Below are 22,995 nucleotides of genomic sequence, written 5' to 3' on the forward strand. Positions count from 1 at the left end.
GGGCGGTCGCGGCGCGACCACCAAAGGGAGACATGGCAAGGGCGGCCGCGATGCGACCGCCCTTGCAAGTGTCAGCCAAGCGTCAGCGCACCCCGCCCGCCGGCAGCACCCCGGTCGGGGCAGGCACCCGGCGCATCCGCTCGCGGTGGGCGGTGTAGAGGCCGCTGCCGCAGATCACCAGCACGCCGAGGCCCATATAGGCGTCCGGCACCGTGCCGAAGAACAGGAAGCCGAGGAGGCCGGCCCAGATGATCTGGCTGTAGGAGAACGGCACCAGGGTCGAGGCCGGGGCGTGGCGGTAGGCGATGGTGACGATCCAGTGCCCGGCGGTCGAGATGAAGCCGATCGCGGCGCCGATCGCGACCTGGTTGAGGTTCGGGGTCTCCCAGGCGAAGGGCACGATGCCTGACAGGATCACGAAGCCGACGATGGCCGACCAGGTCATGGTGGTCTGCGGCGCGTCGTAGCCGTTGATCTTGCGGGTGACGACCAGCGCCGCGGCCCAGAACAGGGCGGAGACGATCGGCAGGAGCGCGGCGGCCTGGAACGCGCTGGTGCCGGGCCGCACGATGATCAGTACGCCGGCGAGGCCGACGAGGGCGGCGGCCCAGCGCCGGGCGCCGACCTTCTCGCCGAGCACCGGGATCGACAGGGCGGTGACGAAGATCGGCGACACGAAAGCGATCGCGGTGATCTCGGCCACCGGCAGGGTGCGCAGGCCGGCGAGGAACAGCAGCGAGGAGCCGACGAGGGCGATGCCGCGCACCACCTGCAGGCCCGGCCGGGCGCTGCGGAACGGCGAGGCGCCGCGCTTGAGCTGCGCCCGCACCACGGCCGCCGCCAGCATCACGGCGAGGAAGCCGACATAGCGCAGCCACGCCACCTCGATCCCGGAGAGCTGCCCGGTGAGGTACTTGGCGGTCGCGTCGGAGCTCGACAGGAAGACGGTGGAGACCACCACCAGCACGATGCCGCGCAGCGGCTGGTCGCCGAGCAGGGCCGGCAGGGCCGGGCGGGCGGAGGGGATTGCGACGGGGAGTGTCAGGGTGGCCACGGGGCTAACGGCGTGTGCGGATGAGGGAGCTCATCTGTAGCACCGCCCCGGTCAGCTCAGCCGTGCCGAATGCGCGAAGCGGCCATGCTGTCCGATCAGCCCTAGTTAAGGCACGCTTTACCGGATCGTGTTGGGGCGGCGGCGACTTGCGACGTCCCTGCCATCATCCCGCCGCAAGCGTTACGGGTGTAACCTGAAAGAACCATGAAGACGTTCCATCTTCGCCGGAACCAGGTTTGGCGTTGCGTGTTGTTTCGCCCGCGCGGGGTCGAGCCCGCGCGGGCGAGGGGCCTCAGCAGCAGCGGAAGCCGCCGCGGCCGCCGACGCCGAACCGGGCGTTCTGGCGCTCGCGGAAGAACTCCGTCGGGGTCATTGGCTGCTGGTCGGGATGGGTCTTGCGGATATGGGCGACGTAGGTGTCGTAGTTGCCCTGGCCGACCATCAGCCGCGCCCCGTCGCAGACGCAGCGCGTCAGGGTCGTCCAGCGCTCGCGCAAGGTCTCGGCGCCCATCGGTTCACTCCGCCGCCGCCGGCACCGCCCGCGGATCCGCCTCGATTGCGGTCCAGCGGTCGGCCCGGTAGGCCTTGAGGCAGGCGCTCACGCCGAAGGCGATGATCGCCACCACGACGCCGACGAAGACCAGCGCCAGCACCGCGTCGACGCGGTCGTTGAAGATGATCTGGCGCATCTGGTCGGCGCTCTTCGCCGGCGCCAGCACCTTGTTCTCGGCAAGCGCCGTGGCGTAGCGGTCGGCGTGCGCCAGGAAGCCCACCCGCGGGTCGGCGGAAAACACCTTCTGCAGGCCGGCGGTCAGGGTGCAGGCGACGAGCCACAGCGTCGGCACGATGGTGACGAGGGCGTAGCGCTCCCGCTTCATCTTGAAGATGACCACGGTGCAGAGCGTCAGCGCGATCGCCGCCAGCATCTGGTTCGAGATGCCGAAGAGCGGCCACAGGGTGTTCACGCCGCCGAGGGGATCGGTCACGCCCTGGTAGAGGAAGAAGCCCCAGGCCGCGACGCAGAGGCCCGTCGCCACGATGCTCGGGCCCCAGGACGAGGTGTCCTTGAAGGCCGGCACCGCGACGCCGATCAGGTCCTGGAGCATGAAGCGCCCGGCCCGCGTCCCGGCATCGACGGCGGTGAGGATGAACAGGGCCTCGAACAGGATGGCGAAATGGTACCAGAACGCCATCATCGCCTTGCCGCCGATGACGTTCGAGATGATGTGGGCCATGCCGACCGCGAGCGTCGGCGCGCCGCCGGCCCGCGAGATCACCGTGTGCTCGCCGACGTCGGCCGACGTCTGCTTGATCGTGTCGGCGGTGATCGGGAAGCCCATGGCGGTGACGGCCGCCGATGCGCTCTCGGCCGTGGTGCCGACGACCGCCGCCGGCGAGTTCATGGTGAAGTACACGCCCGGATCGATGACGCTGGCGGCGACGAGCGCCATCACGGCGACGAAGGATTCCATCAGCATGCCGCCATAGCCGATGAAGCGGGCGTTGACCTCGTTGTCGATCAGCTTCGGCGTCGTGCCCGAGGAGATCAGGCTGTGGAAGCCCGAGACCGCGCCGCAGGCGATGGTGATGAACAGGAACGGGAACAGCGAGCCCGACCAGACCGGCCCGGTGCCGTCGACGAACTTCGTCACCGCCGGCATCTGGAGATGCGGCGCCAGCACCAGGATGCCGAGCGCCAGGCCGACGATGGTGCCGATCTTGAGGAAGGTCGAGAGGTAGTCGCGCGGGGCAAGCAGCAGCCAGACCGGCAGGATCGAGGCGACGAAGCCGTAGCCGATCAGCATCCAGCACAGCTGCGTGCCGGTGAAGGTGAACAGCGCGGCCAGCGTCGGGTCGTTGGCGACGTTCTGGCCGAAGACGATCGCGGCCATCAGCAGCACGAAGCCGAGGATCGAGACCTCGCCGATGCGGCCTGGGCGGATCCAGCGCGAGTAGACGCCCATCAGCAGCGCGATCGGGATCGTCGCCATCACCGTGAAGGTGCCCCAGGGGCTCTCGGCCAGCGCCTTGACGACGATCAGCGCCAGCACCGCCAGGATGATGACCATGATCAGGAAGGCGCCGAACAACGCGACGACGCCGGGAATCGTGCCGAGCTCGGTCCGGATCAGCTCGCCGAGTGAGCGGCCGTCGCGGCGCATCGAGACGAACAGCACCATGAAGTCCTGCACGGCGCCGGCCAGCACCACGCCGGAGAGGATCCAGAGCAGGCCCGGCAGGTAGCCCATCTGGGCGGCCAGCACCGGGCCGACCAGCGGACCGGCGCCCGCGATCGCCGCGAAATGGTGGCCGAACAGGACGTACTTGTCGGTCGGGACATAATCGAGCCCGTCATTGTGCCGGACCGCCGGGGTCTGGCGGGTCGGGTCGAGCCGCATGATGCGGTCGGCGATGTAGAGCGAGTAGTAGCGATAGGCGATCAGGTAGACCGAGACCGCCGCGACGACGATCCAGAGGGCGTTGATGCTCTCGCCGCGCTGCGTCGCCACGACGGCGAGGGCGGCGGCCCCGAGCGCGCCCACGAGGGCCCAGGGTCCGTGTTTCCGGACGGCTGTCATCAGGTTTCCTCCCGGCTTCGCCGCCGGGCTGACAACGGGCTTCGGCGGCTTCCTTCGACTTTCGGGTAAAGGAAACGCCGGGGGCTGCCAATGCGGCGGCGAGTCGGGGACGCTGGGGAAGGATTAGACTTTCGTCGTAAGGACGGATGAGGGGCGGTTCGGATTCGTAAAGCGGAGATCTAACACCCTCATCGTCATTCCGGGGCCGCGCAGCGGAGCCCGGAATCCAGAACCGCAGGTGCATCCGTATCGAAATGAAGCGTTCCGCTTCTTCTGGTACGAACTGTGGTTCTGGATTCCGGGCTCTCGCCTGCGGCGAGCCCCGGAATGACGCCGTGGAGCGGAGATCGTGCTGTTGTAGGACTACCGATGTCTGAAGTTGATTTATGAAATGACGATCAACTCGAAGGCAATCCCGCCAGGATGTGGTCGTAATCCAGATTCGCCGTCTCGATGACGATCTGGGTCCGGCTGATGACGCCGAGCTTGCGCAGGATCTCCGAGACGTGGGCCTTCACGGTCGAGTCCCCGACGCCGAGCTCGTGGGCGATCTGCTTGTTGAGCTTGCCCTGGCGGATCATCAGCAGCACCCGGACCTGCTGCGGGGTCAATTCGGCGATGCGCTCGGCGATCGGCGCCTTGCCGGGCTTGCGGCCGGGGGCTTCCGCCGGGCCGGTCACGCCCTCGGGCACGAAGACGGCGCCGTTGAGCACGTCGGTGATGGCGCGGATCAGCACTGGCTTGCCGGCGGCCTTGGGCACGAAGCCGGCGGCGCCGTGGGCGAGCGCCTCGCGCACGATGCGCGGATCGTCGAGGCCCGACACGACCAGCACCGGGATGCGCGGGAAGCGGGTGCGGATGGCGATCAGCCCGTCGAAGCCGTTGACGCCCTGCATCGTGAGATCGAGGAGCGTCAGGTCGATCGAGCGGCCGCGGGACAGGGCCGCGCAGGCGCTCTCGATGCCGTCCGCCTCCTCGACCTCGGCGGCCGGGAAGGCGAGGCGGACCGCGCTGCTCAGGGCATCGCGGAACAACGGGTGATCGTCGACGATGATCAGGTGCATGTCCGACCCCTCCGCGACGGGCGTCGGCGCTCCGTCCGGCCGTGGAAGAGACACCCCAGGGGCCGGACCGGTCAATCCCACCATCGCAGCGGATCATCCTCTCGCCGGCGCGGGACCGCACGGAGGGCCGCACGGCACGCGCACTCGCACTCGCAAATCGAGTGCAGCAACGCCGCCGCACCCATAAGTCGAAGAAACGGTTAGCATGCGCCTCCCTCAGCAGCCACCATGCTTTGGTATGGATCCGGGGCGGCCGGCCCGTCCTGCACATTGGTCCAATGGTGGCCGGCGCCACGCCGGTCCTATCGTCGTGCGACCTCGGCGGCCGAAGGACCTCCTCACCGCGGAGCGGGTGGGAGCGGAACGTGGCATCTGGCGGTGGCGTCGCGTGGGGCGGCGCGGCCGCTGATCGCGGGGGCGATCGCCCGTCCGGTCCCCAGCGCAGGCGTGGCCGCCGCACCGGCCGCGCCTGCGCACCCTCGCCGCGCCTGCGCACCCTCAACGCCTTTGTTGCCAGCCGCATCCCCGCGCCGCATAATGGCGGCAATGCCGCAACGGAGCCGGCGAGACGGGAGGGACCGCTTGGTGCTGGACACCTTGGCGCGGGCAGACTCGGCGCGAGCCATGCCGGGCAAGGAGCCAAGTCAGGGGCCGTGTCAGGGGCCTGGCGAGGACACGCGCACGCGTTCGCATCGCTGCGGCATCCAGACCGCCTGGACCGAGGCAGCCGGGGCCGAGGCCGCCGTGGCGGCGCTCGCCGCCTCCCTCGACATCGCCCGCATCGCCCACCTCGTCATCTTCTTCTCGCCGGTCTACGGGGTCGAGGCGCTGAACGCCGCGTTCGCCCGCGCCTTCCCGGGCGTGCGGGTCGCCGGCTGCACCTCCTCGGGCGAGATCAGCCCGATGGCCGGGCTCGACCGCGGCCTCGTGGCGATCGCCTTCCCGCACGAGGGGTTCCGCATCGCCTCGACGGTGCTGGAGGCGGTCGACCATCTCGACGCCGAGCGGGCCGCCGCCTCGATCCGCTCCTTACGCTGCGCCCTTCAGAAGATCAGCCGCGGCGGGCAGCTCTTCGCGATCTCGCTCATCGACGGCCTCGCCAATGCCGAGGAGACGGTGATCGCCGCGATCGGCTACGGGCTCGACGGGGTGCCCCTCGTCGGCGGCTCGGCCGGGGACGAGCTCACCTTCTCCGAGACGGCGCTGATCCATGACGGGCAGGTGCATCGCCGGGCCGCGATCCTGCTCCTGGTCGAGTCCGACTTCCCCGTGGAGATCTTCAAGAACGACAATTTCGAGCCCACGAGCGTCAAGTTCGTGGTCACCGACACCGACCACGAGCAGCGCACCGTGCGCGAGCTCAACGCCGAGCCGGCGGCGGTCGAGTACGCCAACGCGCTGGGCCTCGATCCCGAGGCGCTGACGCCGACGAGCTTCGCCGCGCACCCGCTCGTGGTGCGGGTCGGCGGCGATTATTTCTGCCGCTCGATCCGCCACCTCAACCCGGACCAGTCCCTGAGCTTCCACTGCGCCATCGAGAGCGGCGTGGTGCTGACGCTGGCGCGTCAGAAGGACCTGGTCGAGGCGACCCGGGAGGAACTGGCCCGGCTCGACGCGCGGCTCGGCGGCGTCGACCTGGTGATCGGCTTCGAATGCGTGCTGCGCCGCCTCGACGCCGAGATCCACCAGGTCCGCCACAGCATCGCCGACCTCTACCGGCACTACAACGTCGTCGGGTTCGAGACCTACGGCGAGCAGTACCGCTCGATGCACCTGAACCAGACCTTCACGGGCATCGCCATCGGCCGGCCCGCCGGCCCGTGAGCGCGACGGACGAGGCGCGGAGCGGGGAGGCGGGCGAGGACGTCGCGGCGCTCCACCGCCGCATCGCCAAGCTGGAGCGCATCAACGCCGCCCTGATGTCCCAGGTCGAGCGCACGATGGACCAGCGCGGCAGCGCCTACTCGCTGTTCCAGACCGCCATCACCCTGGAGGGCCAGGTCCGCTCCCGCACCGAGGAGCTGACGGCGCTGATGCGCAGCCTGGAGCGCACGAACCTGGACCTGACCGCGGCCAAGGAGGAGGCCGAGCGGGCCAACCGCTCGAAGACCCGCTTCCTCGCCGCGGCGAGCCACGACCTGCTCCAGCCCCTCAACGCGGCGCGGCTGTCGATCTCGGCGCTCGCCGACATGCGGGTGGGACCCGAGGCGCGGACCATCGTCGGGCAGGTCGAGCGCGGGTTGCAGACGATCGAGGACCTGATCAAGACGCTGCTCGACATCTCGAAGCTCGATGCCGGGCTGATCCAGCCGGTGGTGCGGCCGGTGCTCGTCGCCGACGTGCTGGAGAGCGTCGAGGCGAGCTTCGGGCCGCTGGCGGCGCGCAAGGGCCTGCGCCTGTCGGTGCGCGGCGGCCAGGCCTGGGTGGCGAGCGACCTCGTGCTGCTCCAGCGCATCCTGCAGAACCTGGTCTCGAACGCGATCCGGTACACCGCCGCCGGCGGCGTGCTGGTGGCGGCGAGGACGCGGGGCCCCGAGATCCGCATCGACGTGGTCGATTCCGGTGCCGGCATCCCGGCCGACGAGCAGGACCTGATCTTCGAGGAGTTCCACCGCGGCGGGCGCGAGAGCGTCGACGGAGAGATCGCGCTCGGCCTCGGCCTGTCGATCGTGCGCCGCTCGGCCCAGGCGCTCGGGCATCGCCTGAGCCTCGAATCCCGGGTCGGCCACGGCTCGCGCTTCAGCCTGCACCTTACCCCCTGCGCCCCCGAGCCGCCCCGGTCCGCCCCCTCGCTGGTTCCGCCGACGAGCCTGACCGGCGCCCGCATCGCGCTGATCGAGAACGACAAGGCGGCGCTCGAGGCCCTGGCGCGGCTGTTTCACGGCTGGGACGCCAACGCGTTCGCGGCCCGCGACCATCTCAGCCTGGTGCGGCTCTTGGGCACGACCTGGAGCCCCGACGTCGTCGTCGCCGACTTCCACCTCGACGGCGGTGCCTGCGGCCTCGACACGGTCGAATGGCTGCGCTCCGTCCACGGCCACGACATCCCGGCGGTGATCACCACCGCCGACCACTCGTCCGAGGTCGAGGCGCGGGTGCGGGCGGCGCGCTGCGAACTGGTGCACAAGCCGCTGAAGCCGGCGCAGCTGCGCGCGCTCCTCGCCCATCTGCTGAGCCGCAGCTGAGCCCGCGCGGCTCGACGGCGATTGTTTCTCAAGTATTTCTGAAGACATTCGAGGCAGAAATCCGCCTTGCCGAGCGGTGAGCGGACTATCGTCCTCGTGTCGCCCTAGGCCGGACGGACTATGCTAAGTGTTTCCATTTTGTTTCCAGCTCAATTTTCGCTCGAATGGACTAATCACAATGAGAAATAGACGGTTGCGCACGCGCAACATACTGCGCGAATAAGAGATCGATGCCGCCAGGACGGATTTATTGACTGCTCGTTTGTGGCATCTCTCCGGAATGCGGGGAGGTCCAGCGTGGCACGGATATTACTGACGGGCGCAACCGGCTTTCTGGGCGGCGCCGTCCTTCACCAGGCCCTGAGCCGGCGCGACGGCACCGAGTGGGTCTGCCTCGTGCGCTGCGCCGACGCGGAGCAGGGCTACCAGAGGATCGCGGCGCGGCTCTCCCGCTTCACCGATCTCTTCACGGCCCGTCGCCTCGCCCGGCAGGTGACGATCGTGCCGGGGGATTTCACCCGCGCCGACCAGGATGCCGACCCGCGGCTCGACGACGTGACGCACGTCCTCCATCTCGCCGCCGACACGTCCTACCGCGGTGAGGAGCGGGTCTTCCGCACCAATCACCTCGGCACCCTGGCGCTCGCCCGACGCGCCCGCCTCATGCCGAAGCTCCGGCGCTTCCTGCATGTCGGCACCGCCATGAGTTGCGGCGCCGACGCGCCCACCCTGGTGCGCGAGGCGCCGCCGCGCCCGGAGGACCGCCACCTCGTCGCCTACACGGCCTCGAAGGCCGCGGCCGAGACGTCCCTCGCGGCCGAGTTCACCGACCTGCCGCTCGTCGTGGCACGGCCCTCGATCGTCGTCGGCCACTCGACCCTCGGGGCCGGCCCCAGCTCGAGCATCCTCTGGCTGGTCCGCGCTGCCGACCGGCTCCGCCTCCTGCCGACGGAGACCCGCACCGGCATCGACATCGTGCCGGTGGACTGGGCCGCCGCTTCCCTGCTCGGGCTGCTGCTGAAGCCCGATCTCGCGCACGACCTCTACCATGTCTCCGCCGGCGAGGGGTCGCTGACCCGCTGGCCGGATCTCTTCCGGGCCTTCGAGACCGCCGACCCGGAGGGCGACCCGCGCCTCGTCGATCGTTTCGACTTCGCCGACCGCGCGGCGCTTCGCGAGCGCTTCGCCGCGACCTTCGGGCTCGACACGGCCCTGAAGCACGCGATGCTGCGCGCCACCCGGGCCTATTACATGTTCTGCGCCCTGGACTTCACCTTCGCGAACGACCGGCTCCTCGCCGAGGGCATCGCGGCGCCGCCCTCCCTGCCGGACTATCTCGGGGCCTGCCTGGCGAATTCCACCGACATCGTCGAGCAGTTCGTCGACGACCTCGAGATGTTCACGGCCTCCGCGGCGGCCGAGCCGCTGCCGCTCACGGCGACCGCATGACCCCCTATCTCACGCTCGCGGTCGCCATCCTGGCGGAGATCACCGCCACCCTGTCGCTCAAGGCCGCCGACGGGCTCACCCGCCCCGGGCCGACCGTCCTGGTCGCCCTCGGCTACGGCACCGCCCTGTGGCTCATGTCGGGCAGCATGGACATGCTGCCGATCGGGATCGTCTACGCGATCTGGGCCGGGGTGGGCATGGTCGGCGCGGCCCTCGGCGGCGCCATCCTGTTCGGCGAGCCGGTGACCCCGCTGATGATCCTCGGCATCGGGGTCATCGCGGTCGGCGTCGGCATCCTGGCGGCGGCGCAGGCTCACGCCTGAGGGCGGCTCACCGCGGCCAGCAGCTGCACGGCGCCGTCGACGGCCTCGCGCATCGCGGCCTCGTCCCAGTGCACCCGGGCGAGCACGAAGCCGCCCTCGACGATCGCGATCAGCACCGCGGCGAACGGGGCGGGCTCGATCCCGGGGATGAGGATGCCGGCCGCCTTCGCCTCCTCCAGGCTCGCGCGAAGTGAGGCCTGGATGCGCCCGAGATAGGCCGCGACCGGCTCGCGCAGGGCGGGCTCCTCCATGGCGGCTTCGTTGGCGAGGCGGGCGAGGCGGCAGCCGCGCAGCGCTTGCCGCTCGCGCGTCAGGTACGCTCGCACACGGTCGAGGGGTGGGGTGTGGGACGCGAACAGCGCGTCGATCCCCGCGATCTCCTCCTCGGCCATCTCGGCGAGCGCCGCGGCCGCCACCTCCCGCTTGCCGGGGAAGTGGTGGTAGAGGCTGCCCTGGCCGGCGCCGCTCAGCGCCAGCACGTCCCGCGGGCTCGTCGCCTCGTAGCCGCGCTCCCAGAGCAGCACCTTCGTCGCCGCGACGATCGCGTCGCGCTTCGATGATCCCTGCCGCGCCATGCCGCCTCTCCTGCCGCCGGAGCGCGGTATGCCGCGGCCGGGACTTTCAGGCCAGAGCGTCAGGCCGCGCCCGCGAGGTGGGGCGGGGGCGCATCGGCGTATTGGGCGATGCCGTTGCCGAAGGACCAGTTCTCCCGCGCCGTCTCGACGAGGCTCACGAACACGTCCTCCGGACGCACCCCGGCCGCGCCGAGATTCTCGGTGATGACGGCGAACAACGCCTTCTTCTGCGCGACGCTGCGACCGGTCGAGAGATGGATCTGCACGATCACCAGATCGTCGCTGCGGGCGATCCCGAGATAGTGGGAATCGTAGATCACCTCGTCGAACCGGCCGGAGACGATCTGGAAGCGGTCGTCGGCCGGCACGCCGATGCTGCCGACGAGGGCGGCGTGGACGGCGTCCGCGATGGCACGCCGCTCGGATGCGGGGCGTTCGCGCTTGAGGGAAATGTGGACCAGGGGCATCGGAAACCTCCGCGGCTGCAGGAGCAGCCTCGGTCTTTCTATTGTACCTACTAGTATGTATAAAATGCGATGGCCGCAGCCCTGGCCTGCATCCCGCTCACCGCTCCAGGAGCGGCGCCTCCTGACGCGCCTGCCAGCCGTGGCGCACCAGCTCCGGGTCGGCGTGTTCCTCCGCCGGGTAGCCGACGCAGAGATAGGCGATCAGCCGCCAGTCAGCCGGCACGTCGAGGGCGGCCGTCACCTCCTCGGGGCACAGGATCGACACCCAGCCGACCCCGAGGCCGCGGATCCGCGCCGCGAGCCAGAAGGTGTGGACCGCCGTCACCGCGGAGTAGCGCAGCATCTCCGGCATGGTGGCGCGGCCGAGCCCGTGGCCGGCCCCCGTCGCCTCGTCGCAGAACACCGCGAGATGCAGGGGCGCCTCGCGCAGGCCCGCGAGCTTGAGGCTGCGATAGGCCGCGGCCCGCTCGTCGGCGTAAGCGGCCGCGGCGGCCTCGTTGCAGCGGGAAAAGCTCGCCGTCACCGCCGCGCGCCGGGTGGAATCCGAGACCCGCACGAAGCGCCAGGGCTGGCTGTTGCCCACCGAGGGGCTGAGGCAGGCGAGCGCCAGGGACTCCCGGACAGCGTCCTCCGGCACCGGATCGGGGCGGAAGCGCCTCACGTCGCGGCGCCAGGCGACCAGCTCCGCGAAGCGGGACCGGAACGTCTCCCCGGATTCCTGCCCGAAATCCGGCGGGCTCATCGCTGCGCCAGATCCCCTCTTTGTGCCAGATCCCCGAGCAGGCTCGCCGCCACCGAGACCTTCGATACCGTGAGGCCCGAGGCGGCGATGGCCGCGACGGCGGTGCGGATGCGGGCGAGCGAGGCGCCGCGGGCCTGGCTCCAGGCTTCGACCGCGGCCGCTCCTTGCGCCTCGTACGCCGCGGCCTCGGCGGTGAGCGCCCGGTGGGCCGAGGCGATGCCGGCGACCGCCCGCTCTAGGGCGATGCGGTCGAAGGTGTCGGCCACCGGCACCGCCCGGGCGGCGGCCGAGAGGGCGTTGAGGCGGAAGAGGTCGGCGATCGCGAAGTGGGTCGCGGCGATCGCAGCCGGCGGGCGCCCGGTCGCCTCGGCGACCTGGACGATGTCGGGCGCGGCGCCGAGCTCGCTCAGGGCGGCGAGGCGGGAGGCCAGGGCCTCCGGCACGCCGTGGTCGACGAGCGTCCGGATGCGCCGGGCCAGCGCCTCGGCGGCGGCCGGCGGCAGGGCGCCCGGCAGGGCCTCCGAGACCGCCGCGATGCCGTCGCGGTAGCGCTGTACCGCCGCCTCGATGCCGCCGGGGGCGGCCTCGTTGTTGCGGATGAACCAGACCATGCGCTGGCGCAGGAGGTCCTGCAATTCGGCGTAGAGGGCGAGCTGCTGGTCGCCGCCGATCGCGCCGTCGAGCGCGTCCACCGCCTTGTTGAGGTCGATCAGCCCGAAGGCGTCGCGGGTCACCGCGTAGGCCGCGGCGATGGACGGGGCCTCGGCGCCGGTCTCGTCGGCCAGCCGGCTGACGATGGTCGGCCCGCCGCGGTTGACGATGGCGTTGGCCAGACTCGTGGCGATGATCTCCCGGCGCAGGCGGTGGCCCTGCACCGCGTCGGGATAGCGCGCGACCAGCACCGGCGGGAACGAGCGCTCCAGCTCGCGGGCGAGGTAGGGATCGTCCGGCACCGCGCTGTCGAGGAGCGCGTCCTTGAGGGCGAGCTTGGCGTAGGCGAGCAGCACCGCCAGTTCCGGCCGCGTCAGGCCTTCGCCGCCCTGCGCCCGCTCGGCGAGGCTTGCGTCCGAGGGCAGGAACTCGACGCCGCGGTCGAGGCGGTTGTCGGCCTCCAGGCTCTGCATCAGCCGGGCGGCGAAGCCCGTCTCGGTCGCGGCGGAACGCTGGGCGAGGGAGAGGGCCAGCGTCTGGAGCTGGTTGTTCCTCAGCACCAGGTCGGCCACCGCCTCGGTCATGCCGGAGAGGAGGGCGTTGCGGCTCTCCGGGCTCAGGCGGCCGTCGCGCTCGGGCGTCGCCAGCGCGATCTTGATGTTGACCTCGACGTCCGAGGTGTTGACGCCGGCCGAGTTGTCGATCGCGTCGGTGTTGAGGCGCACGCCGCGGCGGGCGGCCTCGATCCGGCCGCGCTGGGTCAGGCCGAGATTCGCGCCCTCGCCGACGACCCGGGCGCGCAGCTCGGAGCCGGTGATGCGGATCGCGTCGTTCGCCCGGTCGCCGGCGTCGTCGTCGCTCTCGGAGGTGGCGCGCACGTAGGTGCCGATGCCGCCGAACCACAGGAGGTCGACGGGCGCCCGCAGGATCGCCTGCATCACCTCGGCGGGCGTCGCCTCCGCCCGGTCGAGGCCGAGGCGGGCCCGGATCTGGGGAGAGAGCGGCACGGTCTTGGCCTGGCGCGAGAACACCCCGCCGCCCGGAGAAATCTTCGATCGGTCGTAATCGGCCCAGGACGAGCGGGCTAAGTCGAACAGGCGCTTGCGCTCGGCGAAGGCGGCGGCTGCGTCGGGATCGGGGTCGAGGAAGATGTCGCGGTGGTCGAAGGCGGCGACGAGCTTCAGGCAGCGCGACAGCAGCATGCCGTTGCCGAACACGTCGCCCGACATGTCGCCGACGCCCGCCACCGTGACCGGCTCGGCCTGGATGTCGATGTCGACCTCGCGGAAGTGGCGCTTGACCGCCTCCCAGGCGCCGCGGGCGGTGATGCCCATCTGCTTGTGGTCGTAGCCCTGGCTGCCGCCGGACGCGAAGGCGTCGCCGAGCCAGTGATGCGCTTCGATCGAGAGGGCGTTGGCGACGTCCGAGAAGGTGGCGGTGCCCTTGTCGGCGGCGACCACCAGGTAGGCGTCGTCGTCGTCGTGCCGCACGGTGGCGGGCGGCGGCACGATCTTGCCGTCGACGATGTTGTCGGTGAGCGAGAGGAGCGTCCGGATGAAGATCCGGTAGCTCTCGGTGCCCTCCTGCATCCAGGCCTGGCGGTCGGAGGCCGGCGGCAGGCGCTTGGGGAAGAAGCCGCCCTTGGCGCCGACCGGCACGATCACGGCGTTCTTGACCTGCTGCGCCTTGACGAGGCCGAGCACCTCGGTGCGGAAATCCTCCGGCCGGTCGGACCAGCGCAGGCCCCCGCGGGCGATGTAGCCGAAGCGCAGGTGCACGCCCTCGACGCGGGGAGAGTAGACGAAGATCTCGAACAGCGGCCGCGGCAGCGGCATCCCGTCGACGCGCGCGCAGCGGAACTTGAACGCGATCGTCTCAGGCGGCAGCCCGTTGCGGCCGATCTGGAAGAAGTTCGTGCGCTGCGCCGCCTCCACGAGATTCACGAAGCGGCGCAGGATCCGGTCCTCGTCGAGGCTGGTGACCCCTGCGAGGTCGGCCTCGATCTCGGCCCGCACGCCCTCTTGCGCCGCCGCGCGGTCGCCGTCGCGGCGGGGGTCGAAGCGGGCGTAGAACAACGCGACGAGGCGGCGGGCCAGGGCCGGATGGCGGGCGAGCGTCGCCGCCAGGTAGTCCTGGCCATAGCGGATGCGGAGCTGGCGCAGGTAGCGCCCGAGCGCCCGGACCAGCGCGACGTCGCGCCAGCCGAGCCCGGCCTCCAGCACCAGGCGGTTATAGGCGTCCGACTCGGCGAGGTCGCGGGCGAGGGCGAGCAGGGCCGCCTCGACCGGGCCTTCCACCGCCGCGACGTCGATCGCGCCGCCGCCGGCACGCTCCAGCACCATGTCGTGCAGCCAGACCCGCGCGCCGGTCCCCTCGGGCTTGAGGCGGTACGAGCGCTCGTCGATGACCCGGAAGCCGAGATTCTCCAGCACCGGCACCCGCTCGGAGAGCGGCAGGGCGGTCCCGCGGGAGAACACCTTCAGGCCGATCCGCGTGTCGGGATCGCCGGGCCGGCGAAACAGATCGACCGCCCGGGGCTGGCCTTCCGAGATCCGCTCCAGGATCGCGATGTCCGGCAGCGCCTGGGCGCCGGCATACATCTCGCGGTAGCCCGCCGGGAAGGCATCGGCATAGACCGCGGCGAGGCCCCGCGCGTCGCCGCCGCGGGTCTCGGCGAGCGCCTCGCGCAGGGAATCGGCCCAGGTGCGGGACAGCGCGCCGATGCCGGCCTCGAGTTTTTCGGCGTCGATCTCGTCGGGCGGCGCGCCCGGGGTCGCCACGATGACGTGGAGGCGGGCGAGCGGCCCTTCCGGATAGTCCGGCGCGATGGTCGAGAGCCGTCCGCCGAGCTGCTCGGCGAGGTAGGCGCCGATCCGGGCCTGGAGCCGCGCGTCGGTGCGGTCCTTCGGCAGGTAGGCGATCAGCGAGACGAAGCGGCCGAACTTGTCGGGCCGCGCCAGCACCCGCACCCGCGGCCGGTCGGCGAGGGAGACGATGGCGAGCGCGAAGCGCAGGAGCAGGCCAGGCTCGATCTGAAAGAGGTCGTCGCGCGGATAGGTCTCGAGCACGTGGACGAGGGAGCGCCCGGCATGGCTCGTCGGGTCGAGGCCGGCACGGCTGAGGACCGCCGCCACCTTGCGGCGCAGATACGGCACCTCCTCGGCCCGGCTCGCATAGGCGCTGCCGGTGAACAGGCCGACGAGGCGCAACTCGCCCGAGAGCGGCCCGTCGCCCGAGAACAGCTTGATCGCCACCATGTCGAGATGGGCCTGCCGGCGCACCCGCGAGCGCAGGCTCGCCTTGGTCACCATCAGCGCCTCCGGCCCTTCCAGGAAGGCGCGGATCTCCGGCGTCACCGCCACCATGGCGTCGCCGCGCCGCAGGACCTCGACGGCGGGATCGCGCAGGAGGCCGAGGCCGCTGCCCTTGACGCCGGCATGGTCGGCCCCGCCCGCGTCGCGGTATTCGCGCAGGCCGAGCAGCACGAAATGCCCGTCGCGCAGCCAGTCGAGGAAGGCGCGGGCCTCCGCCCGCTCCTCCGGCGCCAGGGGGGAGGGCGCGTCGGTGTAGGCCGCCGCCGCCTCGGCCAGCCGCTCGACCATGGCGGTGTGGTCGGCCGCCGTCACGGCGACGTCGGCGTAGACCCGGGCCAGACCGGCGGCGAGGGTGGCGCGGGCGGCCTCGTCGTCGATGCGGTCGAGATGGATGTGGATGAAGCTCTCGCGGGCGAGAGCCCCGGCCTCGCCGCCGGCCCCGTCGCGGGATTCCTGCGCCGTGGTCTCGCCGACGACCCGCACCAGGGCGCCCTCGGCGTCGCGCTCGACGCCGAGGATCGGGTGGGCGACGAGGCGGGGCTGGTAGCCGCGGGCGACGAGTTCGGCGAGCGTCGAATCGAGCAGGAACGGCCGGTTGGCGTTGACCGCCTCCAGCACCGTGAGGTCGCGCCGACGCCCGCCCAGTTCCACCTCGATGTCGGAGAGGCGCACCGCGCTGGTCGTGCGGCCGGGCCGGGCCGCCGCGAGATGCGCCCTCGCGGCGAGGGCCAGGTCGGCCAGGGCCTCGGGCGGGTAGGCGGTCAGGTCCTCCGGCGCGACGCGGCCGAAGAGGTCGCGGACGAAGCCTCCGGGTCCTCCCCTGTCCTCGGCGAAAGCCGCCGCGGCGGCGATCAGGTCGGTGCGGCTGGCCTTCGCTTCGGGGGTCGCGGTCGCGGTCGAGGGTTCCACGTCTGCTCGTCCTCTGCCGAGGTTGTTGCCGCGAGCGGTGGCACAGCGTCGCGACCCCCGCAACCCCGGCCTCGCCTGCGCACATCAAACTGCCTATAGAGGAGGCACGATGACGGGGAGGGCACGGGCATGAGCGGCGGCAGGAAGAAGGCGGGCGCGAAGCCCGAGGTCGGCGAGCGGCCTGCGCCGCAGGAGACCGAGGGCACCGTGATGGCCCTCGATCTGCCTCCCTCGCCCGACCTATCGCCGGAGATGCAGGCCTACTTCGACAAGTGTCGCGAGAAGATCGGCTTCGTGCCGAACGTGCTGCTCGCCTACGCCCATGACAGCGCCAAGCTCGAGGCCTTCGCCGCGCTCTACAACGACCTGATGCTGGCGCCTTCGGGCCTGTCGAAGCTGGAGCGCGAGATGATCGCGGTGGCGGTGTCGAGCGTGAACCGCTGCTACTACTGCCTCACCGCGCACGGCGCTGCGGTGCGCAGCCTCTCGGGCGATCCGGTGCTGGGCGAGATGATGGCGATGAACTACCGCGCCGCCGACCTCTCGGGCCGCCACCGCGCCATGCTCGACTTCGCGGTGGCGCTGACCGAGGCGCCCTGGACCATCGAGGAGGAGGACCGCGACGCCCTGCGCGATGCCGGCTTCTCCGAGCGCGACCTGTGGGACATCTCGGCGGTGGCGAGCTTCTTCAACATGTCGAACCGCATGGCCTCGGCCGTCGACATGCGTCCGAACCGCTCCTACCACGGCGAGGCGCGGACCCTGCCCGGCCCGGACGAGGCCTGACCCGTCACCCGGTTGCCGCATTGTCGGCGTAGGCGCGCTCGTCGAGCATGGAATGGGTCGAGCACGCCTCCGGCGCATCGGCCGAGCGGGAGCGGTGGATGGCGTACCAGGCGAAGTCGGCGGTCGAGGTCCAGCTGGACGTGCTCGGCGCCCTCATGGTGCGCGACATGCGCACCCGCTTCGGCGGCACGATGTGGGGCTACGGCATCGCCGTCGGCTGGCCCTGCGCCCACATCCTCGTCATCACCGCCATCTACGCCGTCATGAAGAAGCCGACGCCGATCGGCGACAGCATCGTGCTGTTCGCCGTGTCCGGCCTGTCCCCCTACATCATCCTCAACTACATGTCTCGGAAGATGATGGAGGGGCCGATGATGAACAAGCAGTTGATATATTTTCCACAAGTTAAATTCTTCGACGTCGTCATGTCGCGCGCCCTCGTGGAGATTTGTACCAGCAGCCTCAGCATATTTCTGGTTTTCTTCATCGCTGCGTGCTGCGGCGCGCATGTCGTACCAAGGGATCCCTATGCTTTCTGCGAGAGCATGCTCCTCTCGCTATTTTTTGCAATGGGAGTGGGATTTTTCAACGTCTTCATCTCACAAATGCTTCCACAGTGGATGGTTATTATTATTGTTCCCATTCTCATCATCTATTTTACGAGTGGAACGGTCATCGTGGTCGAGTCGATGCCGGCAGTCATCTATGAGTACGTGCAGTGGAACCCGCTCATGCACATCGTCAAGGTGTGCCGGTCGGCTTTCTATCCGGGTTACGGGGCGGATGCCGACATCATGTTCGTGCTCATCGTCAGCGGCGCGTTGGCGCTGAGCGGTCTCCTGGGCATCCGCTTCGTGGTCCCGCGCTTCCTCAACTGAGGGCGCGCGCGCAGGGGCGCGTCTCGGCGCCTGGGGATGGCCCGACGGCACGCTTGCCGTCGGACGCGCTCAGCCGTCCGGCCTTCCAATCCGGATCGGCCTGTCGCATCGCTGATGATGATGCCGGGGGCGCGGGCGGCAGCTCTCCGGGAGGACGAGCGCCAGGCAGACAGCTCGGGCAAGTCTCTCGGGGCGTCTCTTCGGGTAAATCTCTCGACGAGACGATCGATCGTCGGCAACGGACGAGTCCCGTGGTCGCGAGGCGGGTGCGGGGCTGCCCGGTGGATGCGCGCAGGGCGCGCCGCCCGGTCGCAGGCATCACGACAGCCATCGCGATTGCGATGGACCGCAGGTCGATCGGGGGCAAGTTCGAAAGGAATTGCTCTCCGCGCTATCGCGTCCGGGAGAGCGTTGATCCTGCAGCGAGGATCCCGACATCCCGCACGAAGGAGGGATGGTGCGGCCGAGAGGACTCGAACCTCCACTGGTTGCCCAACTAGCACCTCAAGCTAGCGCGTCTACCAATTCCGCCACGGCCGCGGAGCGTGCTGGACATTGAAAAAACCGTCCAGCTGAAGTAAAAAGTCTTGCAATAACGATCCTCGGAACCACGAAAAGGCTCGACGCGTCGGCAACCTTGTCCGGCTCGCAATCTCGACGAGGATCGAGATGCTCATGCCGAACCCGGTTCCCATCCCGTCCCGCCGCGGTCGAAGACCCTGCAGGATGGATGGTGCGGCCGAGAGGACTCGAACCTCCACTGGTTGCCCAACTAGCACCTCAAGCTAGCGCGTCTACCAATTCCGCCACGGCCGCGGAGTGCTTGTCTCGCCGGAACCGGCGGGGCGGGGGTGAGACCCGTCCGAAGCGAGGCTGCGAATACCAGTCCCCTCCGGGGGACGCAAGCGCCCCGATGCGGATCCGGCGAACATTCTCGCCTAGAGGGCGTCCGACAGGGCATTGAGCAGGCCGGCGCTGCCGTCGCCGATGCGGACGCCCGGCTCGCGCACCACCTCGGCCTTGCGGATCAGCTCGGTGACCTCCACGGAGATGCGGTTGCCGGTGACCACGATCTGCCCGCGGGCGATCGGGTGGTTGTTGGCGAGGATCTCGACCATATCGGAGTCGGTGGAGTCGAGCTCGATCACCGCGCCGCGGCCCATGCGCAGCAGCATGTGGATCGGCATCCGGGTCCGGCCGAGCACGACAGCGAGATCCACCTTGAGAATGTCGAGTACCGGCAACGGACGCACCCACCCTGACGACGAGACGATGCGACAACAATCCGATCTTATGGTGAAGCCTTGGTAAACGACCGGCTCGCCACCGCCCCGGACAGCCTCCTGCCCGCCCCCGGCAGCCCCCCCGTCGAGTGGGTGGTCCGCGACGCGCTCCTCGACTACCGCGAGGCGGAAGCCGCGATGGAGGCGCGCGCCGCCGCCATCGTCGAGGGCCGCGCCCTGGAGCGCGTCTGGCTCGTCGAGCACCCGCCGCTCTACACCGCCGGCACCTCCGCCAAGGCAGCTGACCTCGTGGCGCCGGAGCGCTTCCCGGTCCACCGCACGGGAAGGGGCGGGCAATACACCTATCACGGCCCCGGCCAGCGGGTGGCCTACGTGATGCTCGACCTCAACCGCCGCCGGCCGGACCTGCGCGCCTACGTGGCCGCCCTGGAGGCCTGGCTGATCGCGACCCTCGAGGCGTTCACGGTGCGCGGCGAGCGCCGGGAGGACCGGGTCGGCGTCTGGGTGCGCCGGCCGGAGAAGGGGCCGGGCGTCGAGGACAAGATCGCGGCGATCGGCATCCGGGTGCGGCGCTGGGCGACCTTCCACGGCATCAGCCTCAACGTCGAGCCGGACCTCTCGCACTTCTCCGGCATCGTGCCCTGCGGCGTGCGCGAGCACGGCGTCACCAGTCTGGTCGATCTCGGCCGGCCGGTGACGATGCCGGAGGTCGACGCGGTGCTGCGGGGGCGCTTCGAGACGATCTTCGGGCCCACGGTGCTGGTCGACGACGATGGGCGGGCTTAAGCCGGACAGAAGCAGGTCCCGCGGTTTCCACCCCGGCCGGACTTGCTCTAGAGTGGCGGCGATGACCGCGGCGACGGCCCGGCCGCCTCGATCGGCGCCCGGTCGCGCTGCAGCCGGGCGCGGCTCCAGGTCCTTGATTGTGCTGCATCGTCCGGCGAACCCGTGACCGGTTCGTCGGATGATGTTCTCGGCGGGCGGCCCCGGCCCGCGCATCACGGAGGTCCGCCCGTGCCGGATGTCCCCGCGCCAGTGCCGGCCGCCGAGGCGCCGGGGGAGGCCGGGATGCCGCGTGCCGCGCTCCTGGACGTTCTCGCGGCCGCTCCCCTGCCGTCCCTGCTGGTCGCGCCCGGTCCCGCGGGCGAGGTGCGCTTCGCCAATCCGGCCGCCCGCGCGCTCCTCGGAGAGGCGCCCTCCGCCCTTGCCGTCCTGGGTGCCGAGCCCGAGGCCGAGGCGGCCTTGCGGGCGTTCCTCGCCTCCGGCGGCCCCGGCAGCACCGAGGTGCTGCTGCGCCGGCGCGACGGGGCGACGCTCTGGGGGCTCGTGCACCTCTCGCCGCTGCCGGGGCCGGACCCGCTGCATCTCGTCCAGATCGTCGAGACCTCGCGCCGCCGCGACCTCGAAGCGGCGCTCGGTCTCGCGCAGAGGCGCGAGGCGCTCGGCCAGCTCACCAACGGCGTCGCGCACGAGTTCAACAACCTCCTGCAGATCCTGGTCGGCTACGTCGACGGGTTGCGCCGGCGCCTCGGCGAGCATCCGGACGCCTTCGTGCAGCGGGCGCTCAGCCGCTCGACCGACGCCGCCGAGCGCGCCTCTTCGCTCACCCGCCACCTCCTGGCCTTCTCGCGCCGGCACCGGCCGGAGCCGCGGCCGGTCGACCTCAACGGGTTGCTGCGCGAGCACCGGGAGCGGGCCCTGAGCTTCCTGGGGGAGGGGATCGGTCTCGAGCTCGACCTCGCCGAGGACCTGTGGATCGCCTGCATCGATCCCGTCCAGACCGAGCTGATCCTGCAGATCCTGCTCGGCAACGCCGCCGAGGCGATGCCGGCGGGCGGGCGCGTCACGGTCCAGACCCGCAACCACGGCGGCGAGGGCGTGGCCGCCGACGGCGCGGCCGGGCGCCACGTCGCCCTCACGGTGGCGGATACCGGCGCCGGCATGCCGCCGGAGGTGCTGGCCCGGGCGCTGGAGCCGTTCTTCACCACCCGCGAGCCCGGCCGCGGCACCGGGCTCGCCATCCTCAACGCCCTGGTCAAGCGCCAGAACGGCGCCGTCGCCCTGCGCAGCAGCCCGGGCGAGGGGACGGTGGTGCGCCTCACCTTCCCGGCCGCCGAGATCCCGCGGTCGCGGTCGCAACGAAGTGCCGCCGGTCGCTAATCCCTGTCATCTCAAAAATTTATCGCTTGGCAGATCTGACACGGATCGGCGACTCTTCATCGGGTGTAGTTGCGAACAGGACGGCATTCCGCACGATGCCTCCCTTCTACTGCGCCACCCGCGCCCCCATATGCATGGCAGGGGGCGGGACGCCCCTCACTGGTGATGGCACGAGGCGATACGAACCGATGATGACCACCTTCTCCCGCGGCCGCCGGACGGCGGTGGCCTTCGGCCTGGCGGCCCTGATGGCCGTGGCGGCGACGGCCGGCGAGGCGCGTCCCGGCAGCGGCTCCTCGATGGGCTCGCGCGGCTCCAAGACCTATTCGGCCCCGCCCTCCACCGCGACCGCCCCCGGCGCCCCGGCGCCGATGCAGCGCTCGATGACGCAGCCCGGCTCGCCGATGGGCGCCCCGGCCGCCCCGCAGCGGCGCTTCGGCGGCGGCTTCTTTGCCGGTCTGCTCGGCGCGGGCCTGCTCGGCGCGCTGATCGGCGGCGGCTTCTTCGGCGGCCTCGGCGGCATCGCGTCGTTCCTCGGCCTGCTGCTCCAGGTAGGCCTGCTGGTCGGCGTGGTGTTCCTGGTCCTGCGCTTCTTCCGCCGCCGCCAGGCCGAGCCGGCCATGGCGGGCGCCTATAACCGCAGCGGCCCGGCGGCCGGTCCCGGCGGTCCGCTCGGCGGCAATGGCCTCGGCGGTCTCGGCGCCGGTCTCGGCGGCGGTGCCGCCGCCGCGCAGGCCCGCCCGGCCCAGCGCGACGAGGTCGGCATCGGCCCGCAGGATTTCGAGGCCTTCGAGCGCACGCTCGGCCAGGTCCAGCTCGCCTACGGCGCCGAGGACGCCGCCACCCTGCGCCGCCTGACGACGCCGGAGATGTTCGGCTACTTCGGCGAGGAGATCCGGGCCAACGCCGCCCGCGGCGTGGTCAACAAGATCGCCGACGTGAAGCTGCAGCAGGGCGACCTCGCCGAATCCTGGCGCGAGGGTCCGGTCGACTACGCCACCGTCGCGATGCGCTACACCCTGCGCGACGCGGTGATCGACCGCGCCAGCGGCCGGGTCGTCGAGACCAACCCGCCCGAGGCGACGGAGGTCTGGACCTTCATGCGCGAGCGCGGCGGTCAGTGGGTGGTCTCGGCCATCCAGCAGACGCGATAACGTGTGTTGAGCGGGGAGCAAGCTCCCCGCGGCCTTCGGCGAAGCCCTCGGTCCTCGGCGGATCGGGGGCTTTCTTGTTCAGGAAGCCTTGGCTGAAGGGATACGTGACCTATCGATCAGCACACGGGCCGAGAACCCTCTACGTCATGTATGGACGGCCCCCGTTTCGCAAGGGTTTGTGAGCATCGGTTTGAGCCAGTCGGTTCAGGAGCAGTCATGTATCCGGCCTCTGATGCCGTCGTGCCGCCGCGGTTGATGCGACGAGGACGACGGCGGGCCACCAAGGGGTGCGCACAAGCGTTCCTTGCGAAGAACCAGGCTCCCAACATCCCGACGCGCTGTGACGCGCGATGACGTGGCGGAGTGTCCTGGTCCCAGGTCCCTCATCCTGCTCTGGCCTTGGCCGTGCTTACAGCTCCTTGCTCACCGAAGGTCGCGTCCCGCCGCTCCTCAAGCGGCGG

Annotated in this window: 18 protein-coding genes and 2 tRNA genes; 9 read left to right on the forward strand and 11 right to left on the reverse strand. The window is 70.8% G+C overall.

Annotation, left to right across the window (positions count from 1 at the left end):
- Positions 1–82: 82 nt before the first annotated feature.
- The 4 genes from BM430_RS22710 to BM430_RS22725 form a co-directional block, all read right to left on the reverse strand.
- Positions 83–1,054, reverse strand: coding sequence for a DMT family transporter (locus BM430_RS22710; RefSeq protein WP_093569520.1), 972 nt, complete (start codon positions 1,052–1,054; stop codon positions 83–85).
- 292 nt (positions 1,055–1,346) lie between these two features.
- Positions 1,347–1,565: a YbdD/YjiX family protein gene (locus BM430_RS22715; RefSeq protein ID WP_093569521.1), complete on the reverse strand. Its 219-nt coding sequence runs from the start codon at positions 1,563–1,565 to the stop codon at positions 1,347–1,349.
- A gap of 4 nt (positions 1,566–1,569) precedes the next feature.
- Positions 1,570–3,633 carry a carbon starvation CstA family protein gene (locus BM430_RS22720; protein WP_093569522.1) on the reverse strand — a complete coding sequence of 688 codons (2,064 nt, stop codon included), beginning with the start codon at positions 3,631–3,633 and terminating at the stop codon, positions 1,570–1,572.
- A gap of 398 nt (positions 3,634–4,031) precedes the next feature.
- Positions 4,032–4,697, reverse strand: coding sequence for a response regulator (locus BM430_RS22725; RefSeq protein WP_093569523.1), 666 nt, complete (start codon positions 4,695–4,697; stop codon positions 4,032–4,034).
- A 624-nt stretch (positions 4,698–5,321) separates the two neighbouring features.
- On the opposite strand from BM430_RS22725, the gene BM430_RS22730 reads away from it, so the two are divergent.
- From BM430_RS22730 to BM430_RS22745, 4 genes are all read left to right on the forward strand, one after another.
- Entirely contained in the window at positions 5,322–6,521 is a 1,200-nt protein-coding gene (locus BM430_RS22730; RefSeq protein WP_093569524.1) for an FIST N-terminal domain-containing protein, read from the forward strand.
- A gap of 95 nt (positions 6,522–6,616) precedes the next feature.
- Positions 6,617–7,882 (forward strand): ATP-binding response regulator, encoded by a 1,266-nt coding sequence (locus tag BM430_RS22735; protein WP_093569538.1) that lies wholly within the window; start codon positions 6,617–6,619, stop codon positions 7,880–7,882.
- A 297-nt stretch (positions 7,883–8,179) separates the two neighbouring features.
- Positions 8,180–9,331: an SDR family oxidoreductase gene (locus tag BM430_RS22740; RefSeq protein WP_244539625.1), complete on the forward strand. Its 1,152-nt coding sequence runs from the start codon at positions 8,180–8,182 to the stop codon at positions 9,329–9,331.
- Complete coding sequence (locus tag BM430_RS22745) at positions 9,328–9,654, forward strand: DMT family transporter (RefSeq protein ID WP_093569525.1); 327 nt, start codon at positions 9,328–9,330, stop codon at positions 9,652–9,654. Before BM430_RS22740 ends, BM430_RS22745 begins: the two co-directional genes overlap by 4 nt.
- Here BM430_RS22745 and BM430_RS22750 read toward each other — a convergent pair.
- The 4 genes from BM430_RS22750 to BM430_RS22765 form a co-directional block, all read right to left on the reverse strand.
- On the reverse strand, positions 9,645–10,229 hold the full coding sequence (locus tag BM430_RS22750) for a TetR/AcrR family transcriptional regulator (RefSeq protein ID WP_093569526.1): 585 nt from the start codon (positions 10,227–10,229) through the stop codon (positions 9,645–9,647). The two genes, BM430_RS22745 and BM430_RS22750, sit on opposite strands and share 10 nt — an antisense overlap.
- 59 nt (positions 10,230–10,288) lie before the next feature.
- A complete protein-coding gene (locus tag BM430_RS22755) occupies positions 10,289–10,696 on the reverse strand; it encodes a tautomerase family protein (protein WP_093569527.1) in 408 nt (135 codons plus the stop codon).
- Between the two features lie 97 nt (positions 10,697–10,793).
- The gene (gene bluB / locus BM430_RS22760) at positions 10,794–11,438 is read right to left on the reverse strand and encodes a 5,6-dimethylbenzimidazole synthase (protein WP_093569528.1); all 645 of its coding nucleotides are present in this window, start codon (positions 11,436–11,438) and stop codon (positions 10,794–10,796) included.
- A complete protein-coding gene (locus BM430_RS22765; protein WP_093569529.1) occupies positions 11,435–16,312 on the reverse strand; it encodes an NAD-glutamate dehydrogenase in 4,878 nt (1,625 codons plus the stop codon). Before BM430_RS22765 ends, bluB begins: the two co-directional genes overlap by 4 nt.
- Before the next feature lie 129 nt (positions 16,313–16,441).
- Here BM430_RS22765 and BM430_RS22770 point away from each other — a divergent pair, with 129 nt between their 5' ends.
- On the forward strand, positions 16,442–17,098 hold the full coding sequence (locus tag BM430_RS22770) for a peroxidase-related enzyme (RefSeq protein WP_093569530.1): 657 nt from the start codon (positions 16,442–16,444) through the stop codon (positions 17,096–17,098).
- Between the two features lie 47 nt (positions 17,099–17,145).
- On the forward strand, positions 17,146–17,976 hold the full coding sequence (locus BM430_RS22775; RefSeq protein ID WP_093569531.1) for an ABC transporter permease: 831 nt from the start codon (positions 17,146–17,148) through the stop codon (positions 17,974–17,976).
- A 455-nt stretch (positions 17,977–18,431) separates the two neighbouring features.
- On the opposite strand, the gene BM430_RS22780 is transcribed toward BM430_RS22775, so the two are convergent.
- The 3 genes from BM430_RS22780 to BM430_RS22790 form a co-directional block, all read right to left on the reverse strand.
- A tRNA-Leu gene (locus BM430_RS22780) sits at positions 18,432–18,516 on the reverse strand.
- A gap of 191 nt (positions 18,517–18,707) precedes the next feature.
- Positions 18,708–18,792 (reverse strand) — tRNA-Leu (locus BM430_RS22785).
- 122 nt (positions 18,793–18,914) lie between these two features.
- Positions 18,915–19,220 (reverse strand): FliM/FliN family flagellar motor switch protein, encoded by a 306-nt coding sequence (locus BM430_RS22790; protein ID WP_093569540.1) that lies wholly within the window; start codon positions 19,218–19,220, stop codon positions 18,915–18,917.
- A 60-nt stretch (positions 19,221–19,280) separates the two neighbouring features.
- Here BM430_RS22790 and lipB point away from each other — a divergent pair, with 60 nt between their 5' ends.
- The 3 genes from lipB (at position 19,281) to BM430_RS22805 (ending at position 22,534) form a co-directional block, all read left to right on the forward strand.
- The gene (lipB, locus tag BM430_RS22795) at positions 19,281–20,006 is read left to right on the forward strand and encodes a lipoyl(octanoyl) transferase LipB (protein WP_093569532.1); all 726 of its coding nucleotides are present in this window, start codon (positions 19,281–19,283) and stop codon (positions 20,004–20,006) included.
- A gap of 228 nt (positions 20,007–20,234) precedes the next feature.
- A complete protein-coding gene (locus BM430_RS22800; RefSeq protein WP_244539626.1) occupies positions 20,235–21,380 on the forward strand; it encodes an ATP-binding protein in 1,146 nt (381 codons plus the stop codon).
- A gap of 188 nt (positions 21,381–21,568) precedes the next feature.
- Positions 21,569–22,534: a Tim44 domain-containing protein gene (locus BM430_RS22805; RefSeq protein ID WP_093569533.1), complete on the forward strand. Its 966-nt coding sequence runs from the start codon at positions 21,569–21,571 to the stop codon at positions 22,532–22,534.
- Positions 22,535–22,995 lie beyond the last annotated feature (461 nt).

Origin of the sequence: Methylobacterium sp. 174MFSha1.1, from assembly GCF_900116815.1 — a bacterium.
GTDB lineage: Bacteria > Pseudomonadota > Alphaproteobacteria > Rhizobiales > Beijerinckiaceae > Methylobacterium.